We start from the raw sequence: 15,985 nt of genomic DNA, 5'->3' as shown, positions 1-15,985 counted from the left end.
CAACGCCTGCGGCTGAATACACGGCTATGAAGCCCAAATGGGCGCGGATCGATGCCCTAATGGGTGGAACTGACGCCATGCGCGCGGCGGGGGAAACGTACCTGCCCCGATTCAAGGAAGAAGATCCCGCTCAATACGACCGCCGCTTGGCATCCAGCGTATTGTTCGGAGGGTTTGAGCAGACTGTCACAACAATGGTGGGCATGCCTTTCTCAAAGCCAATCGCGCTTGGTGAGGATGTCCCTCAGCGCCTGATCGACCTCGCGGAGGACATCGACCAGGCGGGGACGCATCTTGATGTATTTGCAAGAGATCGGTTCCGGGAGGGGTTAGCGAAGGGCGCTGAGCATATTCTTGTCGATATGGATGGCGACCAACCGGAGACGGCAGCTGACGATCTTCGCCGTCGTCCGCGCTGGGTACCAGTTACTGCCGAGCAACTAATTGACGCACGTTATGAGACAATCGACGGGCGTAAGAAATTCGCCCATGTCCGTATTCGTGAGACAGTGACGGAATGGAATGGGTTTGAAGAAAAGCGGATAGAGCAAATCCGTGAAATCACGCCCCCGGAATGGAAGATATGGCGCAAGAGCGGTGAAAGCTGGGCAGTCCATGCGGAAGGGCCGTATGGGATGCCTTATGTGACGTTGGCACCGTTCTTTGCAGGCCCAAGGAAGGGTGATTTTACCGCTACGCCACCACTGGACAATCTGGCGCATATCAATGTGTGCCACTGGCAGTCGGCAAGCGACCAGCGCAATATTCTGACGGTGTCCCGGTTCGCCATTCTGTTCACGAAGGGGGTTGAGGCCGGCACCACGCTGACCATCGGTCCGCTGTCGATGATAAGTTCGGACTCGAAGGACGCCGACGCGAAGTTCATCGAACACAATGGCAGCGCGATTGAGGCGGGCGAACGCGATCTTGATACATTGAAGCGGGAGATGGAGTCCGAGGGTGTGCGGATGCTGACCCGTCGTCCTGGAAACATCACGGCCACGGAAAACGCCATAGATGAGTCCAAGGACCAGTCGGAGTTGGAAGCGATTGCGCGGGGCTTCGCTGACACGCTGGAAGTAGCTCTTGGCTACACGGCTGAATGGATCGGTGAAGTACAGGGCGGCTCGGTCACCCTTAACGGGGATTATGGCGTGGTCGCCAATGCACAGGCGATCAAGGAAGTGGTGATTGAGCTTCGTAAGCTTGGTGATTTGTCGGCTGAGGATGCCATGGGTGAGCTACAGCGGGCTAAGCTTCTGTCTGACGCCATCATCCCGTCTGAGGCTGTGGAGCGGGCACGTGAGGAAGTGCAGGACGTGCCGCTTTTGGGGGCGCAAGGTGCCTGATGTTGTTGTGGTGGCGTTCAGCAATGAACACGCCATCCTGGATAGCGGCGAAATGGTGCCGATCACTAACTGGTTTATAGATGGCGAGGAATGCGAGCGCGAGGACGCTGAGGTATTTGTGGCTGGCCCTATTGATGGTGGGGGCTGGATAGTCGTCGAGATTGACGACTTCGAAGACGCGACGGTGCACTGATGGGCGAAGCTGCTGAGCGCCTGAACAGCATACAGGTTTCGCATGCGGTTTATGCGCGCCGGTTCGGGTCGGGTTTGGGCGCCCGCATCGTCAGCCTGTTGGATAAGACCGACGCCGACTTGGTGGAGAAAATTGCGGCACGTCTCGCCCTGATCGAGGAACGTGGTTTCGACACCGGGCCAGCGACAACGAAGCGCCTGGAGAAGATACTCGAAGAAATTCGGGTAATAAACCAGAACGTCTACAAGCAAGTCGCTGCTCAGATGGGTGATGAGCTACTAGGCTTGGCAGCATGGGAAGCTGAGTTTCAAGCTAAGGCGCTCGCTGAGGTTCTGCCGTTCAAGTACCGCCCGAACACGCCAACAGCGGGAACATTGCGCGCCATCGTCAATAAGCGCCCTTTCCAAGGGGGCCTGTTGAAGGAATGGATCGCAGGCATGGAGGAGGGCCGTGCGCGCCGCCTTCGTGAAGCGCTGCGCATCGGTTTAGTGGAGGGTGAGAGCATCGAGCAAATGGTGCGGCGTATCCGTGGCACCAAGGCACTCGGCTACTCTGACGGAATTTTGGATATATCGCGCCGTTCTGCGGTCGCTGTGGCGCGCACGGCCACTAACCATGTGATGACCCGCGCAAGGGATGACACCTACCTAGAAAACGACGACATCGTGAAAGGGTGGCGGTTCCTCGCCACATTGGATGGGCGAACGTCCCTTATATGCGTGGCACTGTCTGAACAGGACAAGGTTTACCCGGTGGGGAAAGGGCCGATGCCCCCCCGTCACATGAATTGCCGCAGCACGACGGTCCCTGAACTTAAAAGCTGGCGTGAACTTGGTTTCGACGTTGACGATCCTGAGCCGGACTGGCGCGCGTCGATGGACGGGCAAGTGCCGGCTGATACGACCTATGACACGTTCCTGAAAGGAAAGCCGGAAGCGTTCCAGGATGAAGTGCTGGGCGTTCAGCGCGCAAAGCTGTGGCGGGATGGAGGCGTGGAGTTGGGCAAATTCACGGACGCGAGCGGCAGAGTATACACGCTTGATCAGTTGAAGAAAAAAGACGCTGAGGCATTTGAAATGGCGGGGCTATGAGCCATACTTTCACGACGCCGGACGGTAGAACTCACTATTGGAGCGGGCCAAAGGAAGGCCGCGCCGCACTGATGATTGTCCCGCTGGATGGCGGAGCAGGCAAAGCTTTCTGTCTCGTCGACCGGGACGGCAACGTGTTTGGCAAGCAGAAGTCCGTGGCGGTGCGAAGCGAGGTGGGAAAGCCCAGCACAGTAATGGTTGAACTTATTATCGACGGCGAGACGGTCTCGCTTTAACCTGAGCGCGTGAAGCTCGTTGTCAACAACACCAAGCCTAGGCCCGGTCGCCTGCGCCCGAAGGCTGAATACAGCCAATGGGTATGCCGCGTTTGTGAGCATCACGACAAGGTGGCGACAAGCGAAGTCACCCAGACGGTCATGGCTCCGAAGATCAATACCAAATCAGGCAAAGTGACAGGCGGAACCAAGCGGTTCGTCTGCCTCCGATGCCTACTGCATGGCCGTATAACTCCGGTCGTATAGTTTGGTGCGAATAGGCGTTCCGGCGGGTCTCCAAAACCTTGCCGCGAGGGTTCGAATCCCTCCACCAATGCCAACAATACTCGGCATCCGCTGAGTAACCACCGGGCCATCGGCCCACCACACAGCGAAAATGCGGAAGCGTCAGGCCGGGAAGGTCATGGCGGGATTTCGCACGTCCGGGCGGGAAGCCCACAATAGCAAGGGATTTGCTCAAATGCCGTTGAAAGCAGTTATCGAAAAGGTCGAGGACGCACCCGAAGCACTTCGGAGCGCATATCGGCCAGGCACCGCAGACGAAGGAACGGACGGGAAGTTCGTACTGGATGTAGAGCCGTCTGATGGTTTCACGCTTGAGAATGTGGACGGCCTGAAAACCGCCCTATCGAAAGAGCGGCGCTCCCGTGAAACTGCGGAAAAGGCAGTGGAGGCATTCAAGGACATGGATGCAAGCGACATCCAGAAGAAGCTGGAAAAGCTGGCTGATCTGGAAAAGCTCGATCCGTCGAAAGAGGCGGACAAGATCGCGCAGCAGAAAATCGACGCTGCCAGAGAACAATTGGTGCAGCAGCACGAGCAGGCGCTGAATGCCGAACGTGAGCGCGCAGCCAAGTATGAAGCGGGTTACAAGACCCGTACCATGGAAAGCGCCGTCAACGAGGCCCTAGCGTCCGCAGATGCAATTAATCCTGAAGCCCTTGCGTTGAAGCTGCGTTCGCACTTCCGCCTGAAGGAAACCGGCAACGCCGACGATCCTTTTGCGGTCGAGGTTGTCGACGGATCAGGTAATCCAATGATCGGCAACGCGAAGGGCGACCCGATGAACCCAAAAGGTCTGATGGAACAGCTTCGCTCCGATCCCAAATGGGCAACATCATTCAAGCCAGCAGGCAAGTCGGGCAGCGATGCGCGGCAGTCCAGCGGCGGCGCGAAAACCATGACGCGCGCACAATTCGACCAGCTTGAACCGGGCGACCGGGGCGAGGTCATTAAGTCGGGTATCTCGATCACCGACTAACCAGAATTCCTCAAGGCGGGACGCTGACGAGGCTGAACCTGCGTCCGGGATGGGCGCCAATACCAAATCAAGGGGCACTTAACGCCCATCCCTAGAAATTGAGGAATAAAGAAAATGGCGAATACGCTTACGGGATTGATTCCCACCCTTTACGAGGCTCTGAACACGGTCAGCCGTGAGATGGTCGGCCTCATTCCTGCTGTTTACCGCGATGCGAATGCCGAACGCGCCGGCCTTAACCAGACAATCCGCGTTCCCATCGCTGAGGCTGGTGAACTTGAGGACGTGACCCCTGGCGTAAATCCGGCCTCTAGCGGTGACACGACTGTTGACTATGCCGACATCACGATCAGTAAGTCGAAGGTCGCTCCGATCCGTTGGAATGGCGAAGAGCAGAAGGCTGTCGGTACGAACGGCACCTATAACCAGATCCTCTCGGATCAGTTTGCCGATGGTATGCGTAAGCTGGTCAACGCGATGGAGATCGACCTTGCCGCCACGGTTAAGGGCGGCGCTTCGCGGGCTTACGGCACGGCTGGAACGGCACCCTTTGGAACTGCTGCGGACCTGTCCGACTTCGCCGGGGTTCGTCAGATCCTCGAGGAGAACGGCGCGCCTTTGAGTGACCTTCAGCTTGCACTTGGTTCGGCAGCAATTGCCAACCTGCGCGGCAAGCAGTCGGTTTTGTTCAAGGTCAATGAGGCTGGCACCAGTGACATGCTGCGTGATGGTATGACGGATCGCGTACAGGGTTTTGCCCTGCGCAATTCGGCAGGCATCCGTCTGCACACCAAGGGCACCGGTAGCGGCTTCCTTGTCAATGGCGCACTCCCTGTTGGCAGTGAGACTATCGCTGTGGATACGGGCACCGGCACCATTCTTCAGGGTGACATCACCACCTTTGCCAGCGACACGAACAAGTATGTTGTGAATCAGGCGCTGGCTGGTGGTTCGTTCGGTATAGGCGACCCAGGCCTGCGGCAGGCGGTTGCTGATAATGCAGCCATCACCATCGGCAACAGCTACACCCCAAATGCGGCATTCTCTCGTAACGCGGTTGTTCTGGTTTCCCGTGCGCCTGCTGTGCCGGAAGGTGGAGACAGCGCCGACGATGCCATGATGCTGACCGACCCGATGTCGGGCCTCACCTTCGAGGTTCGCGTATACCGTCAGTACCGTCAGGTGAAGTACGAGATCGGCATGGCATGGGGCCAGGCTGTCGTCAAACCAGAGCATGTCGCTCTGCTGATTGGCTAATTTTGAGGGCGGGGTTTCGGCTCCGCCCTTTCCTTTTTCGGAGAATAGTTATGACCAAACTGGTCAACATGTTCCGGCTCGAAGGGTATCCGCGTGAGGCGGAAGTCCATCCCGATCAGGTTGAAGACATGGCAGCCCATGGCTGGCGTGAAGGCAATGCGCCCAAAGGCGAGAAGATGCCGCAGGCGGATGTGCCGGTCGATGAAATGTCGATGGGGGAACTTCGCTCGGAGGCCTCGCGCCTTGATGTGAAATTCACGCCGAAGGCCACGAAGGAAGATCTGCAATCGCTGGTGAAGGCGGCTCGCAATGACTGAGCCTGTCTCTGAAAAGCGCGCTGAACGGGCGGAAAAGGCGCAAGCCTCGAACCCCGTGCCGGTTCGCTGCAAGCAAACGGGCTTCACGGCCACGATCCCGGCGAAAGACTGGAACGGTTACACCGACGACCAGCGCGACGCCTATGAAATCGTAAAGGGAGACGGTGATGCCGATGGTAGCAAATAGCGTCCTCGACGCTGCGTTGGACAAGATCGCAACGGCAACGGCGGTTCACCTTCTGGTGGCCGAACCCGCTGACCGTGCGGCTGCGATTGCCAATAGTCTCGCATCATACGCACCGACGTTCAGTGCGCCCAGCGATGCTGCTGGAGGCGGTCGTCAGATCACTAAGCAATCGGGTTCCGACACCACTGCGGAGATGACCGGCGATCCGACTGTGCGAGCATACATCAACGCCGATGAACTTCTGTACGTCGAGCCGGAGGGCGGCGCTGTCACCATTGGTGCAGGCGGTGCTGTGAACGACGGGGCTAGCACGATCACGTTCCGCGATCCTACGTTCAGCTAAGCAACGTGGCCTTCCCCGCTGACGGACAGAAGGGGAGAGCGTAGTGGCGAACTTCCTCTCTGATACCTTCACCGAAGCGACCACGATCGATCTTGCGGCACGTACGCCGGAGACCGGGTCGGGGTATGTAAGCTTCGGATCGGCGACCATGCCGATTGTCGGCGGAAGTGGCCGGGTTACGGGGTCCAGTACGTCTAGCACGTCGCAATATCGCAACCTAACGGCTGCTCCGTCTGCGGATTACGATGTTTGCGCCATCATCGGCAAGACGGGGTCGTCCAGCCCTAACCCCGGCGTATTTGGTCGCCTGAACAGCGATGGTACAAGCCATTATCAGGCATATTACGATGGCAGCGATTATGTGCTGGCGCGGACACCGGGCTTTGTAGAGCTGGGCCGGGTATCGGGAACGCTCAACACAGAGCGCGAACTTGTCCTGCGCATGATGGGCAACCAGATTTCCGTTTTGCTTGACGGGACGACGATCATTGGCCCGGTCACCAATAGCACAATCACCGCAGCGGGCTTTGCGGGCGTTCGGTCGCGCGCAAATGGCTACGTCACGTCCCTTGTCGCGGGCGATCAGCCTGTGGATGTGGAAGAGCCGACGCTAGGCACCGCGACGAGCGTTGGTGAAACGTCTGCGCTGTTGCCGTTCACGCTCAACGGTTCCGCCGACCAGATCGAAATCACGGTCAACGGCGACACGGTGCTTTATACCGGTGCCTCTCCGTACGAGGTCACGGGCCTCACGGCGGGAACGTCCTATCCGTGGTCTGCACGCGGCTATGACAGCGCCAGCGAGAATTACAGCGATGTGGTGGTGGGAACGACCTTCACAACGGACGGATCGTCGGGAACGTCCACCTTCCTATTGGACAGCTTCAGCGAAGCAACGGTAACGTCTCTTGAACTGCACCCGCCAGAGATAGGCGGCGCATGGGTGAAAGTGTCGGGCTTTACCGCCACGGCAGAGGTGGGCGCAGGAACAGGAACGCTCAAGGGCACGTCTCTTTCGACCGCGATCTATCGGAACAACGTCACTCCGCCTTCGCCGGATTACGAGGTAGGCGGCGTCATGGGGCAGACTGCCTCCACCGGCTACCCTGGCGCGTTCGTTCGCATGTCGGCGGGCGGGGAGAATTGGTATCAGGCATATTTCCGGGGCGATGTCGCACCGGGTGAAATCCTGCTCGACAAGCGGGTCGGTGGAACGACCACGATCCTTGGCCAGTACGATACGAGCTTTGACAGCGCGAAAGAGTTTTTCATCCGGGCCGAAGGGACAACCATCAGCGTTCTGATCGACGGCAATCCTACGCCAGTCATCAGCGTAACAGATACTTCGATCACGGATGCGGGTTTCCCCGGCATCAGGGCGCGCTCCACGAGCTTTGCCAACAATCTGACCGCACGGACGCTTGAGGAAGTTGAACCGCCTCCTGAGCCTGTAAATGAGGGTGACGAGGCCGTTACCGACGGCACATGGACATGGTTCAACAAGCCCGAGGCGGTTACGCTGGGCGGCGCGACGATATTCAGCACAGTCACCGAGTTTGGCACGATCCAGGCGCATCGCATGGTGGCGGGCGTCACGACGACGTTCAATCTCTCGTCGACCAATCTGGAGCAGGACGACCACAACAACGCGGGCATTCTGGAACTGTCATCGAACAGCGCCGTATTCTTCTATTCAAAGCACAATGACACAACTGGCACCCGTTACCGGATTTGCAGCGACCTGTCGGACTTCGGCAACGCGGCGAACTGGACGACTGAGGCGGTTCTGCCTGTGTCGGCCAGTCTGCCGCACACATACGCCTACCCCTTCCTCGCAAACGGGCGGGTTTACCTGTTCCATCGCCGGGGGAATGGGGGTGGTCCGGGCCGTCTGGTCATGTGGAGTTGCCCGGTTGCGGATATTGCGACGCCCGCAAACTGGACCGGGCCGACGACGGTATTCGATCAGGGCACGTCGACGACGGAATATTTCATCATCCGGCAGAATGGGCCGGATCGTATCGACGTGGCGATTACAGACCGCCATCCTGTGCAGGGGCAATCTTCCGTCTTCCACTTCTATGTGGACGTGTCCGATGGCACCCACGATGTCGATTATTACGAGACCGACGGGACGCTGATAAAGTCCAGCGTAGCGGGTTCGCTGGTTCCGTCTGAATGCACGTTGGTATCTAACGGGTCCACGGTTCGCCGATGGGTATGGGATATTGGGTTTGACGAAGTAGGGCCGCGCATCCTTGGCACCCGCTATCCGAATAACAACGGCACCGATATTCGCTACATGCATTGGCGCTGGGATGGCGTCGATAGCTGGGATGAATCCGAGGTTAGAACGGCGGGAACGGGCCTCTACAGCCCAGAAATCTTCTATGCGGGTGGCATTTGTTTCGACGCGAACGATGTAAACCGAATTTACGCGTCGGTCGAAGATCCTGTCTATGACATGATCGAACTGCTCAGCGAGGACGCGGGCGGTACGTGGACGAAGGTTCGCGACATCACCGCGAACAGCACTGGACTGGAAAACCTGCGCCCGGTAAGCCCAAGGGATCACGACGGCACTGTCGCCATGATGTGGTTGCGCGGGACTTACACGACGTTCGAAGACTACTCGACCGATGTTTATTATGTTTCTGAGGTTGCCTTTGAAATCCCCGGCACCAACAGCTTTATCGCCATGGAAGGCAATGCAGGTGCGGTAACATCGTCATCGGCCACCGTGGGGGCAAGTGCTACCTTCGCGATGACGGGAGTAGCGGGAGCCGCTGCTGCTACAGCAACGCTCCCCGGCGCAAACGCATTCTTCGCCATGCAAGGGCTGGCAGGGTCGGCAGATTCAACCGCGGCACTTTCCGGCGCCAATTCTGAAATCGCGATGGAGGGGCAATTTGGTGCTGTCAGCGTCGGCGGCGTCAACACGATAGGAGCGAATGGCTCGATAGCCATGGAGGGCGTGTCAGGGCTGCTGGCCACGTCCATGCTCACGGTTGGGGCTAACGGCTTCATCGCAATGGAGGGTGTGGCCGGATCGGTTGTCGACGACGCCCCTGCAAATACTGTTGGGACCAATGGCCAGATCGTCATGACGGCGTCTGTTGGCTCCATAGCGGCTGTTGCGGGCATTCAGGGGGCGAACGGCATCTTTGCCATGATCGGCGCTCCCGGTGCCGCCTATCTGCCGGGTGTGGGTATTCCAGTTGTTACCCCCTCATCACGACGCGCTGCTACTACGGAAGGATCACGCCGTGCCGCTGCCTAAATCGCCGACGACCTGGGATTACGAAATGGACCCCGGCGACCGGGTAGAATTCACCTTGGACGGGCCGGGGTTCCTGAGCGATGACGAGGTGATCAGCTCTTACACCCTGATCAATGAGCCGGAGGGCGTCGCGCTCGGTCTGACGATAGGCGCAGACGAATATGATCCTGCCTTGGTCGATGGCGATACGGCGTTGAAGATTTGGCTGAGCGTCGACGATGCCGAACACGCGAACGAAAGCTTTGCGGGCGACGGGGTGATCGTCGGCATCCGGGGCAAATTTACCACCAACAGTTCGCCCCCGCGTCGGTACGAGCGGACTTGGGCAGTACGGATAATCCAAAGGTAGTGGAGGCCGATATGAGCGTCGAAAACGGCGAGCGCGCCGCCCTCTACATTCGCGACACCTACGCGGGCATGGCTGGCTGGCAAATGCTCGACAACGCGCCCTATGCGTCCCTGCGGCCGGAAATACGGCCCATGCCGGGGCAGGTCGTTACGAAGGGCGAAAGCGGCCCTGCCTACATCATTGAGGCCGTAGAGCGTCCTGGCGGCGGCTTCTATCGCCTGCGGCTGCTGGAGATTTAACGATGCTCACGGTTCGCACCTTGCTTGGCTTCGATGCGCTTGGCGACACCTACATGAGCGTGGCCGATGCTGACGAGTTCCATGCGGATCGCGGCAACACGGAATGGGGCGCAGCGAACACCAACACGAAAGAGGAAAAGCTGCGTCAGGCGACGGACTATCTCGACTTCACCTATTCGTGGCGAACGTTCGATGCTGTTCCGGCTGCGGTACAAAAGGCAACCGCAATCCTTGCCGCCGAAGCGCTGACCACACCCCTTGTCGCAAGGCAGGATGCGCGTCTGATAAAGCGTGAACGGGTGCGGGTCGAAGGCGCTATTGAGGAAGAAACGGAATACGCTGACGGCGTACAACGATCATTCCCGCACATTGACGCGATGATGCGTGGGGTTGCCTTCACGGGCGGCTTCTCAACGGTGACGCTGGTCAGGGCATGAACGCCACCTATGACCGTGCGCGGGAGACTGCGCAGCGGCTGATATCGGAATATGGCGGCGACGCTACGTTGGTTCGCATCACGCGCGCCTTCGATGAGGTCGAGCAGGAAACCACGACCACGGAAACGCCGGTTGCGATCAAGGCCATCCTTCAGCCGCCAGTCGGCAATGTGGAGATGGCGCTGATCAATGCGGGGACCATTGAAAAGCGGTTCCGTGCCATCGTGTCGTCGGCTGTCGAGCCGAAGGACGGGGATCGGCTGCTGATCGGTGCGTACGAATTCCCGGTCGTTGGCGTGACGCCGGTTGCGCCCGATGGTGAGGCCATCGTTTATCAAATGCAGTTGGGGGATGCGTGATGGGTATGGACCTAAGCGATTTCACCAACGGCCTAGATGAGGACAATGAGGAAACGCGGCGGCTGGTGGGCGTGGTTGGCAGACGGGTTACACTGGGTATCTTGCGGCGCGTCGTGTTCGAAAGCCCTGTGAAGGAAGGACTATTTCGCGGGAACTGGCAAGCCAGCGTTACTCAGGTGATCGTCAATCCAATCGAGCGCAAGGATAAGAACGGCAACGAGGTTCTGTCGCAGGAAATCCCGAAGATAGAAGGCGCGCCGCCGTTCCAAGCTATATGGCTGGCGAACAACGTTCCCTATGCCGAAAAATTGAACTCAGGCTGGAGCATCCAAGCGCCAGCGGGGTTCGTGGAAGCCGCAATCGACGCGGAACTTAGCGTCTTCCAATGACCATCGCACAGGATGCGGCCGCTTTGACGAGCCGCTTTCGCACCGAATGGCAGAGCCGCCACTCGGGAATGGTGATCCTGTGGGATAACGCACCCGCTGTAGCTGTAAGTGACACTCACGTCCGGTTCTCAGTCCGGCCCGGCGACTATGATCCTGATGGGTATTTGACGGGTCAGGGCCGCGTTTGGGTGCAGATCATGACGCCCGACGATGGGGGTATGACGGAAGGCAATACCCTCGCCGACGATGTAGCCGAAATCTTCCGTCGCTGGCGGTCCCCTGATGGCGCTGTTCAGACTGGCGGCGCTGACATCAACACAGTGCCAGACGATCCAAATTGGCACGTCATCGCAGTCTCAATTCCGTACCACTCCTGGCGAACGCTCTGAAAGGACGAGCTATGACCATCACCCCCACTGATATCGAATATAGCGTCATCAAAGAAACGACGCCGGGAACGCTGCCCGGTACTGGCGCACTGTTGAAACTGCCTGTCGATACGACTGCGACCGTTCCGCAGTTCACCTCGGATATGATTACATCACCGGTTTCGCGGCCCAATCGTTCCGTAGAGGCGTATCGGCGTGTCAACTTCCGCACGGAAGGGAATTTCGGCCTACATCTGGCGCAAAACGCTGCGCTTGAATTGCTAATGTCATCCGTCCTGTCGAATGCGTGGGCGTCCTCTGTTTTGAAGGGTGGGAAGATTGATCAGCCATTCTCTTTTGAGGAGAAATTGGCAGCGGATCAGTTTAAGCGTTACCTCGGCTGCTACGGCAATAGCCTTCAACTTCAGATGGATTTCAACGGCAACGCAACGCTGACTATCGGATGGGCAGGCGTTGGGATGACAACGGCTGCGTCCGCCACGTCCCTTACCTCTACCCCGGCAGCAACATCGAAGAAGCTGACTGGCCTAGATGCCGGGACCGTGAGCATCGGCGGTGTTCCGGGCTTGGTATTCAATCGAATGAGCCTCTCGATCACTCAGCCTCGCGAGACGCAGGGACAGTTTGGGACGCCTGCTGCTTATGGTGTGGGCGCTAATGGCGCTCGCGACATTACTATGGAACTTCGCGCCTATCATGGCGATCTCACCCCCTATCAACAGTTCCTGACCTCGGACACGCCGGTTGCCGTAACCGCAACCGTGGGTTCCGCTGGCAACGGCTTTACGTTCGCGCTTCCTGCCGGTGTGCCGGAATCGCCGCAGCAGGAAAAGGGCGGATCGGCTCTGATGAACGTCATCCGCTTCCGTGGCCAGTACGACGCCACTGCCGACACGGATGTGTCAATCACCAAGCTTTAAAGGATAATCCATGACTGCTTTCCCATCCCGTAAGCTGAATGACACGTTCAAGCTGGAGGTCGTTGACCTCGACGAACAGGACTTCGGCACGTTCGAAATCCGGTCGTCAGCGTCGAATCTCCAATACCGGGCGGCGCAGGTTCGAGCCAAGAAGCGTCTTAGCCGCCAGGAACAATTACGCCTGATCGGTGACAACCCCGACTTCGAACTGGCGCACCGCCTAGACGTGGAGGCGTTTATCGACGCTCTACTGGTCGGCTGGGAGGTGAAGAACCCAGAGACGGGCGAGGCTATTCCCTTCACGCAAGAGAACGCCATGGCTTACTTCACTGCGGAAAAGTGGTTGTTTGAGCATATCGAAACGGAAGCGAGCCGCGTTTCTAACTTCCGCGTTCAAGAGCAGGAACGGACGGCGGGAAACTCCGCGCCCGGCTCGAATGGGAAAAGCAGTTCGCGCCGGGCGACCTCGAACAACTCCGCGACCGCGTAGCCCAAGGGCAACGAGTTCCCGAACTGGAAGTCGAGCCGCAGCTAGATCCAACAGAACGGTTCTATCTGGAATTGTTCTATAGAATGGGGCGGGACCGTCCCTTCTTCATGGGTGGACCGCTCCAGCTTCCTAGTCATGTAATCGGAAAGATGGCGGATGAGTGCGGTTTTGAAGGGGTGGACCGGGAGGATTTCACGGCGGCTATTGAAGCCATCGACAGCGTGACGCTGGGACTGGCGCGGGAAAAGCCGGAGGATTGAGTTTGTCGGCAAGGTGGGGCATCGTGCCGGGATGAAATATGTTCTTCTTCTCGGTGTGCTGGCATTGACTGGCTGTGATATGATGGACCCCAAGGTGGGGCTTTGTGAAGACGCCATTAAAGAGCGTTTAAAATCACCATCTTCTTATAAGAGGGTGGAGATCACAAAGTGGACGCCCGAGCGGTACACGGTCGATTACGATGCGGAAAACAGCTACGGCGCCGCAATCAGGAATGATGCAGATTGCTCATTCAATGCAAGTACCGCAGAGTTGGTCGAAGTAACGGACGGGGTTAGCACGACGGCTCGTAAAATTGACGAGATTACCACGTACTAACTCTTCCCCATCCTCACTGTCCTAAAGCCTTCCTTAAGAGTCGGCGAATGGCTTCTGCCTTCGAGGGGACGTCAGGCTCTTTTGACCGCCAGTCATCAACAGCCTTTAGAAGCGTCGGGGGCGCTGAAAAGATAAATCTCTCAGAGTTGGGTTCGTGGTTCATGTGATATCGCCTACATCACTTTTCGGTTGACGGCAACAAATATCACTGATATCACTTAAATCAGCCCGGCAAGATGGTGACACATCAAGCCGGGCCTAACCGAAACCGATCAAGCAAGGATCGATCATGGCTGACAATATCATACAGTTTCCGCTCCGCGCGGCAAACGACAATCAACCCGACTATCCGACAGCGCCTAGCGCCGCCGCCGAACTGCGGAGGGCTGCATAATGGCTGCTAAGATCATCGAAGGCGTTTTCCCGAACGCTATCGCCGCAATGCATGGTCGCTGGGAGCGGTTGGATAAGATCGCCGAAGAGACAGACAACGCGCACATGGAGGCCCATAAGAAAGGGATGCTTCTCGAATCCTCCAAGTTGGAGAGAGTGCGGGACGGTATCAACGATGATGCGACCCACATCCATGAGGCTCTCTTAGCTGAGGTGCCGCAGAGTAACGCGGATGCAGCGATCCTTTCCATCCATCTTTCTTTGGCTCTCGAGAGTCTCAACGCTTTCAAAGAGCCTGACATGGAAATTCTGTTTCGCGCCTTGAAAGCCGCACACGCACTAGCAGCGTGGGTGATCGATGAGGCTGACTACGAGCCTGAAAAAGACTGCGCGGCTGACAAGGTAGTAAAATACTTGGCTCGCGACGTTCGCGCCCGGCAGGGACTAAGCGCCAAGGCTGCCTGACGGCGGTAACGCCCGCACTGAACAACTGACAATTCAAGTTTCGGAAGGGAGACATCCCCCGAGAGTCCGCGACCCTGACCGGCGCGGGCGAGCGGGTGTGCGCGTCTGATTTCTACGGATCGGCATCGCGCCCCGCTCAATCTGAACGCGCCGGTGGGCGCATGACGTAGAAGGAGGCCATCATGGCCACACAATTAGCACCAAGGGTAGAGGCAGCCCAACTACCTCGAACGTATGAGGCGGCGCGGAAGGCGCTTACCGAATGCGAGACTATCGACGAATGTAAGGAGTGGTCGGACAAGGCCGCTGCGATGGCCAGCTATGCCAAGCAGGCGGGCGACGACACGATGAAAAAGACGGCAGAGCGGATCCAGGCGAGAGCGCTTCGGCGTTGCGGTGAATTGCTGGAGCAGTTTGACGGCCGTGGAGGCGACCAAAGCAAAAGTGTCGGTGCCGATACTTTTGCCCCATCACGCCAAATTGCTGCGGAGAATGCAGGCCTATCAAAGCGTCAACAAGTGACCGCTGTTCGCACAGCACGCATTCCAGAACCTCAATTTGAGGCAGCGGTGGAGAGCGACAGCCCTCCGTCCAAAACGGCGTTGGCGGAAATGGGCAGGAAGCCGCGACCGATCATCGACCTCAAGGGGCGCGACCCCGGCGCGTTCAATCGGTCTCTGCACTTTGTCGGTGATATTCGGGACTATGCCAAAAAGATTGGATCGGTGGACCTTGGCCTCATTCTGCCGGGCCTTGAGCCGGATGAGGCGGACGAAGTGCGATTGCTGATCACGGAGATTGATCAGACCCACGACGCCATCGTGACGAGGATTTGATTATGGAAAACCTAAACACAGAAATCCGCCGCTTTATCGCTGAGAAGATCAAGGCTGGCGCGACCGTCCATCCACAGTTTCTGACCACAGAAATCCTCAATCAGCGTCAGAATGACATGGAATGGCTGCGCGCTTGTGCCCGCTCCAAGGTGCAGGAAACGATGAAGCGCTGCATTGGCAAATATGCTGCGTCCGAAGGGTGGAATGACCGCCAGTTCACCATGGAGGGATTTGAACACCTCCAGATCGCGTACAGTGTTCCTCGGGGGCGTGAGAACGTTCTTGTTCCTGTGGATCAATTGAGTGATGAGGAACTGCTGACGCGGGCACATGAATATCGCGACATGGCCACTGGGTGTGTTGACCACGCCAAGGAAATCGAAGGCTATGTGAAAAGGCGCAAGACGGAGGAGGCGGCATGAAAGAAGACGAGAAACTGCAAGATTTTATGCAGGAGGTTATGGCCCTAGGGCGGCAGGCACAACGCGATGGCCTTTCTGAGGAATCCATCATTGAAGCGCTGAGGCACATTGCCGATCAGGCCGAGGAAAACCTTTAGCCCATCAATACCAAGTTCAAACTACCCAAGGGCGGTTCTTCGGAGCCGC

General features: G+C 57.9%; 24 protein-coding genes. All 24 read left to right on the top strand.

All coding sequences use genetic code 11. The annotated features are described in order from the left end of the window. Positions 1-26: 26 nt before the first annotated feature. The 24 genes from ACSMXM_RS05530 to ACSMXM_RS05415 all read left to right on the top strand — a co-directional run bounded on the left by ACSMXM_RS05530 (position 27) and on the right by ACSMXM_RS05415 (position 15,936). Positions 27-1,349, top strand: a complete 1,323-nt coding sequence (locus tag ACSMXM_RS05530; RefSeq protein ID WP_460314682.1) for a DUF4055 domain-containing protein — start codon at positions 27-29, stop codon at positions 1,347-1,349. Next, the gene (locus tag ACSMXM_RS05525; RefSeq protein WP_460314680.1) at positions 1,342-1,542 is read left to right on the top strand and encodes a hypothetical protein; all 201 of its coding nucleotides are present in this window, start codon (positions 1,342-1,344) and stop codon (positions 1,540-1,542) included. Before ACSMXM_RS05530 ends, ACSMXM_RS05525 begins: the two co-directional genes overlap by 8 nt. After that, positions 1,542-2,633 (top strand): phage minor head protein, encoded by a 1,092-nt coding sequence (locus tag ACSMXM_RS05520; protein ID WP_460314678.1) that lies wholly within the window; start codon positions 1,542-1,544, stop codon positions 2,631-2,633. Before ACSMXM_RS05525 ends, ACSMXM_RS05520 begins: the two co-directional genes overlap by 1 nt. Further along, positions 2,630-2,869 carry a hypothetical protein gene (locus tag ACSMXM_RS05515; RefSeq protein ID WP_460314676.1) on the top strand — a complete coding sequence of 80 codons (240 nt, stop codon included), beginning with the start codon at positions 2,630-2,632 and terminating at the stop codon, positions 2,867-2,869. Before ACSMXM_RS05520 ends, ACSMXM_RS05515 begins: the two co-directional genes overlap by 4 nt. A 460-nt stretch (positions 2,870-3,329) precedes the next feature. Then, complete coding sequence (locus ACSMXM_RS05510; protein WP_460314674.1) at positions 3,330-4,130, top strand: hypothetical protein; 801 nt, start codon at positions 3,330-3,332, stop codon at positions 4,128-4,130. Positions 4,131-4,244: 114 nt separating this feature from the next. Beyond that, the gene (locus ACSMXM_RS05505) at positions 4,245-5,387 is read left to right on the top strand and encodes a P22 phage major capsid protein family protein (protein WP_460314672.1); all 1,143 of its coding nucleotides are present in this window, start codon (positions 4,245-4,247) and stop codon (positions 5,385-5,387) included. A 50-nt stretch (positions 5,388-5,437) separates the two neighbouring features. Further along, a complete protein-coding gene (locus tag ACSMXM_RS05500; protein WP_460314670.1) occupies positions 5,438-5,704 on the top strand; it encodes a hypothetical protein in 267 nt (88 codons plus the stop codon). Next, positions 5,697-5,891, top strand: a complete 195-nt coding sequence (locus tag ACSMXM_RS05495) for a hypothetical protein (RefSeq protein ID WP_460314668.1) — start codon at positions 5,697-5,699, stop codon at positions 5,889-5,891. The genes ACSMXM_RS05500 and ACSMXM_RS05495 overlap by 8 nt, the downstream gene beginning before the upstream one ends. Then, a complete protein-coding gene (locus tag ACSMXM_RS05490; RefSeq protein ID WP_460314666.1) occupies positions 5,872-6,234 on the top strand; it encodes a hypothetical protein in 363 nt (120 codons plus the stop codon). Before ACSMXM_RS05495 ends, ACSMXM_RS05490 begins: the two co-directional genes overlap by 20 nt. Positions 6,235-6,277: 43 nt before the next feature. Next, positions 6,278-9,514 (top strand): BNR-4 repeat-containing protein, encoded by a 3,237-nt coding sequence (locus tag ACSMXM_RS05485; RefSeq protein ID WP_460314664.1) that lies wholly within the window; start codon positions 6,278-6,280, stop codon positions 9,512-9,514. Next, positions 9,501-9,863 carry a hypothetical protein gene (locus ACSMXM_RS05480; protein ID WP_460314663.1) on the top strand — a complete coding sequence of 121 codons (363 nt, stop codon included), beginning with the start codon at positions 9,501-9,503 and terminating at the stop codon, positions 9,861-9,863. The genes ACSMXM_RS05485 and ACSMXM_RS05480 overlap by 14 nt, the downstream gene beginning before the upstream one ends. An 11-nt stretch (positions 9,864-9,874) precedes the next feature. Next, positions 9,875-10,102 carry a hypothetical protein gene (locus ACSMXM_RS05475; RefSeq protein WP_460314661.1) on the top strand — a complete coding sequence of 76 codons (228 nt, stop codon included), beginning with the start codon at positions 9,875-9,877 and terminating at the stop codon, positions 10,100-10,102. A 2-nt stretch (positions 10,103-10,104) separates the two neighbouring features. Then, on the top strand, positions 10,105-10,539 hold the full coding sequence (locus ACSMXM_RS05470; RefSeq protein ID WP_460314659.1) for a DnaT-like ssDNA-binding protein: 435 nt from the start codon (positions 10,105-10,107) through the stop codon (positions 10,537-10,539). Then, positions 10,536-10,898, top strand: coding sequence for a hypothetical protein (locus ACSMXM_RS05465; protein ID WP_460314658.1), 363 nt, complete (start codon positions 10,536-10,538; stop codon positions 10,896-10,898). The genes ACSMXM_RS05470 and ACSMXM_RS05465 overlap by 4 nt, the downstream gene beginning before the upstream one ends. Further along, on the top strand, positions 10,898-11,287 hold the full coding sequence (locus ACSMXM_RS05460; protein ID WP_460314656.1) for a hypothetical protein: 390 nt from the start codon (positions 10,898-10,900) through the stop codon (positions 11,285-11,287). Before ACSMXM_RS05465 ends, ACSMXM_RS05460 begins: the two co-directional genes overlap by 1 nt. Next, a complete protein-coding gene (locus ACSMXM_RS05455) occupies positions 11,284-11,676 on the top strand; it encodes a phage tail terminator-like protein (RefSeq protein ID WP_460314654.1) in 393 nt (130 codons plus the stop codon). Before ACSMXM_RS05460 ends, ACSMXM_RS05455 begins: the two co-directional genes overlap by 4 nt. A gap of 11 nt (positions 11,677-11,687) precedes the next feature. Further along, positions 11,688-12,596, top strand: a complete 909-nt coding sequence (locus ACSMXM_RS05450) for a phage tail tube protein (RefSeq protein ID WP_460314652.1) — start codon at positions 11,688-11,690, stop codon at positions 12,594-12,596. A 10-nt stretch (positions 12,597-12,606) separates the two neighbouring features. Beyond that, a complete protein-coding gene (locus tag ACSMXM_RS05445; protein ID WP_460314651.1) occupies positions 12,607-13,086 on the top strand; it encodes a hypothetical protein in 480 nt (159 codons plus the stop codon). Positions 13,087-13,193: 107 nt separating this feature from the next. Then, positions 13,194-13,346, top strand: a complete 153-nt coding sequence (locus tag ACSMXM_RS05440) for a hypothetical protein (RefSeq protein WP_460314650.1) — start codon at positions 13,194-13,196, stop codon at positions 13,344-13,346. Positions 13,347-13,377: 31 nt separating this feature from the next. Beyond that, a complete protein-coding gene (locus ACSMXM_RS05435; RefSeq protein ID WP_460314648.1) occupies positions 13,378-13,683 on the top strand; it encodes a hypothetical protein in 306 nt (101 codons plus the stop codon). 393 nt (positions 13,684-14,076) lie between these two features. Next, positions 14,077-14,541: a hypothetical protein gene (locus ACSMXM_RS05430; RefSeq protein WP_460314646.1), complete on the top strand. Its 465-nt coding sequence runs from the start codon at positions 14,077-14,079 to the stop codon at positions 14,539-14,541. A gap of 311 nt (positions 14,542-14,852) precedes the next feature. Further along, positions 14,853-15,377, top strand: coding sequence for a hypothetical protein (locus tag ACSMXM_RS05425; protein WP_460314645.1), 525 nt, complete (start codon positions 14,853-14,855; stop codon positions 15,375-15,377). Next, positions 15,374-15,799 carry a hypothetical protein gene (locus ACSMXM_RS05420; RefSeq protein WP_460314643.1) on the top strand — a complete coding sequence of 142 codons (426 nt, stop codon included), beginning with the start codon at positions 15,374-15,376 and terminating at the stop codon, positions 15,797-15,799. The genes ACSMXM_RS05425 and ACSMXM_RS05420 overlap by 4 nt, the downstream gene beginning before the upstream one ends. Continuing rightward, positions 15,796-15,936 carry a hypothetical protein gene (locus ACSMXM_RS05415; RefSeq protein WP_460314641.1) on the top strand — a complete coding sequence of 47 codons (141 nt, stop codon included), beginning with the start codon at positions 15,796-15,798 and terminating at the stop codon, positions 15,934-15,936. The genes ACSMXM_RS05420 and ACSMXM_RS05415 overlap by 4 nt, the downstream gene beginning before the upstream one ends. The last annotated feature ends 49 nt before the right edge of the window (positions 15,937-15,985 follow it).

It is taken from the genome of Pacificimonas sp. ICDLI1SI03 (assembly GCF_054740865.1).
The sequence above is the reverse complement of the archived record's forward strand: the minus strand, read 5'-3'. Positions and strand labels throughout refer to the sequence as shown.

Excerpts from the sequence above, each read along its gene's own strand:
- ACSMXM_RS05435 (WP_460314648.1), top strand. The coding sequence starts at position 13,378 with ATGAAATATGTTCTTCTTCTCGGTGTGCTGGCATTGACTGGCTGTGAT.
- ACSMXM_RS05500 (WP_460314670.1), top strand. The coding sequence starts at position 5,438 with ATGACCAAACTGGTCAACATGTTCCGGCTCGAAGGGTATCCGCGTGAG.
- ACSMXM_RS05495 (WP_460314668.1), top strand. The coding sequence starts at position 5,697 with ATGACTGAGCCTGTCTCTGAAAAGCGCGCTGAACGGGCGGAAAAGGCG.
- ACSMXM_RS05415 (WP_460314641.1), top strand. The coding sequence starts at position 15,796 with ATGAAAGAAGACGAGAAACTGCAAGATTTTATGCAGGAGGTTATGGCC.
- ACSMXM_RS05450 (WP_460314652.1), top strand. The coding sequence starts at position 11,688 with ATGACCATCACCCCCACTGATATCGAATATAGCGTCATCAAAGAAACG.
- ACSMXM_RS05465 (WP_460314658.1), top strand. The coding sequence starts at position 10,536 with ATGAACGCCACCTATGACCGTGCGCGGGAGACTGCGCAGCGGCTGATA.
- ACSMXM_RS05515 (WP_460314676.1), top strand. The coding sequence starts at position 2,630 with ATGAGCCATACTTTCACGACGCCGGACGGTAGAACTCACTATTGGAGC.
- ACSMXM_RS05510 (WP_460314674.1), top strand. The coding sequence starts at position 3,330 with ATGCCGTTGAAAGCAGTTATCGAAAAGGTCGAGGACGCACCCGAAGCA.
- ACSMXM_RS05440 (WP_460314650.1), top strand. The coding sequence starts at position 13,194 with ATGGGTGGACCGCTCCAGCTTCCTAGTCATGTAATCGGAAAGATGGCG.
- ACSMXM_RS05505 (WP_460314672.1), top strand. The coding sequence starts at position 4,245 with ATGGCGAATACGCTTACGGGATTGATTCCCACCCTTTACGAGGCTCTG.
- ACSMXM_RS05520 (WP_460314678.1), top strand. The coding sequence starts at position 1,542 with ATGGGCGAAGCTGCTGAGCGCCTGAACAGCATACAGGTTTCGCATGCG.
- ACSMXM_RS05490 (WP_460314666.1), top strand. The coding sequence starts at position 5,872 with ATGCCGATGGTAGCAAATAGCGTCCTCGACGCTGCGTTGGACAAGATC.
- ACSMXM_RS05475 (WP_460314661.1), top strand. The coding sequence starts at position 9,875 with ATGAGCGTCGAAAACGGCGAGCGCGCCGCCCTCTACATTCGCGACACC.
- ACSMXM_RS05455 (WP_460314654.1), top strand. The coding sequence starts at position 11,284 with ATGACCATCGCACAGGATGCGGCCGCTTTGACGAGCCGCTTTCGCACC.
- ACSMXM_RS05460 (WP_460314656.1), top strand. The coding sequence starts at position 10,898 with ATGGGTATGGACCTAAGCGATTTCACCAACGGCCTAGATGAGGACAAT.
- ACSMXM_RS05445 (WP_460314651.1), top strand. The coding sequence starts at position 12,607 with ATGACTGCTTTCCCATCCCGTAAGCTGAATGACACGTTCAAGCTGGAG.
- ACSMXM_RS05470 (WP_460314659.1), top strand. The coding sequence starts at position 10,105 with ATGCTCACGGTTCGCACCTTGCTTGGCTTCGATGCGCTTGGCGACACC.
- ACSMXM_RS05530 (WP_460314682.1), top strand. The coding sequence starts at position 27 with ATGAAGCCCAAATGGGCGCGGATCGATGCCCTAATGGGTGGAACTGAC.
- ACSMXM_RS05430 (WP_460314646.1), top strand. The coding sequence starts at position 14,077 with ATGGCTGCTAAGATCATCGAAGGCGTTTTCCCGAACGCTATCGCCGCA.
- ACSMXM_RS05425 (WP_460314645.1), top strand. The coding sequence starts at position 14,853 with ATGGCCAGCTATGCCAAGCAGGCGGGCGACGACACGATGAAAAAGACG.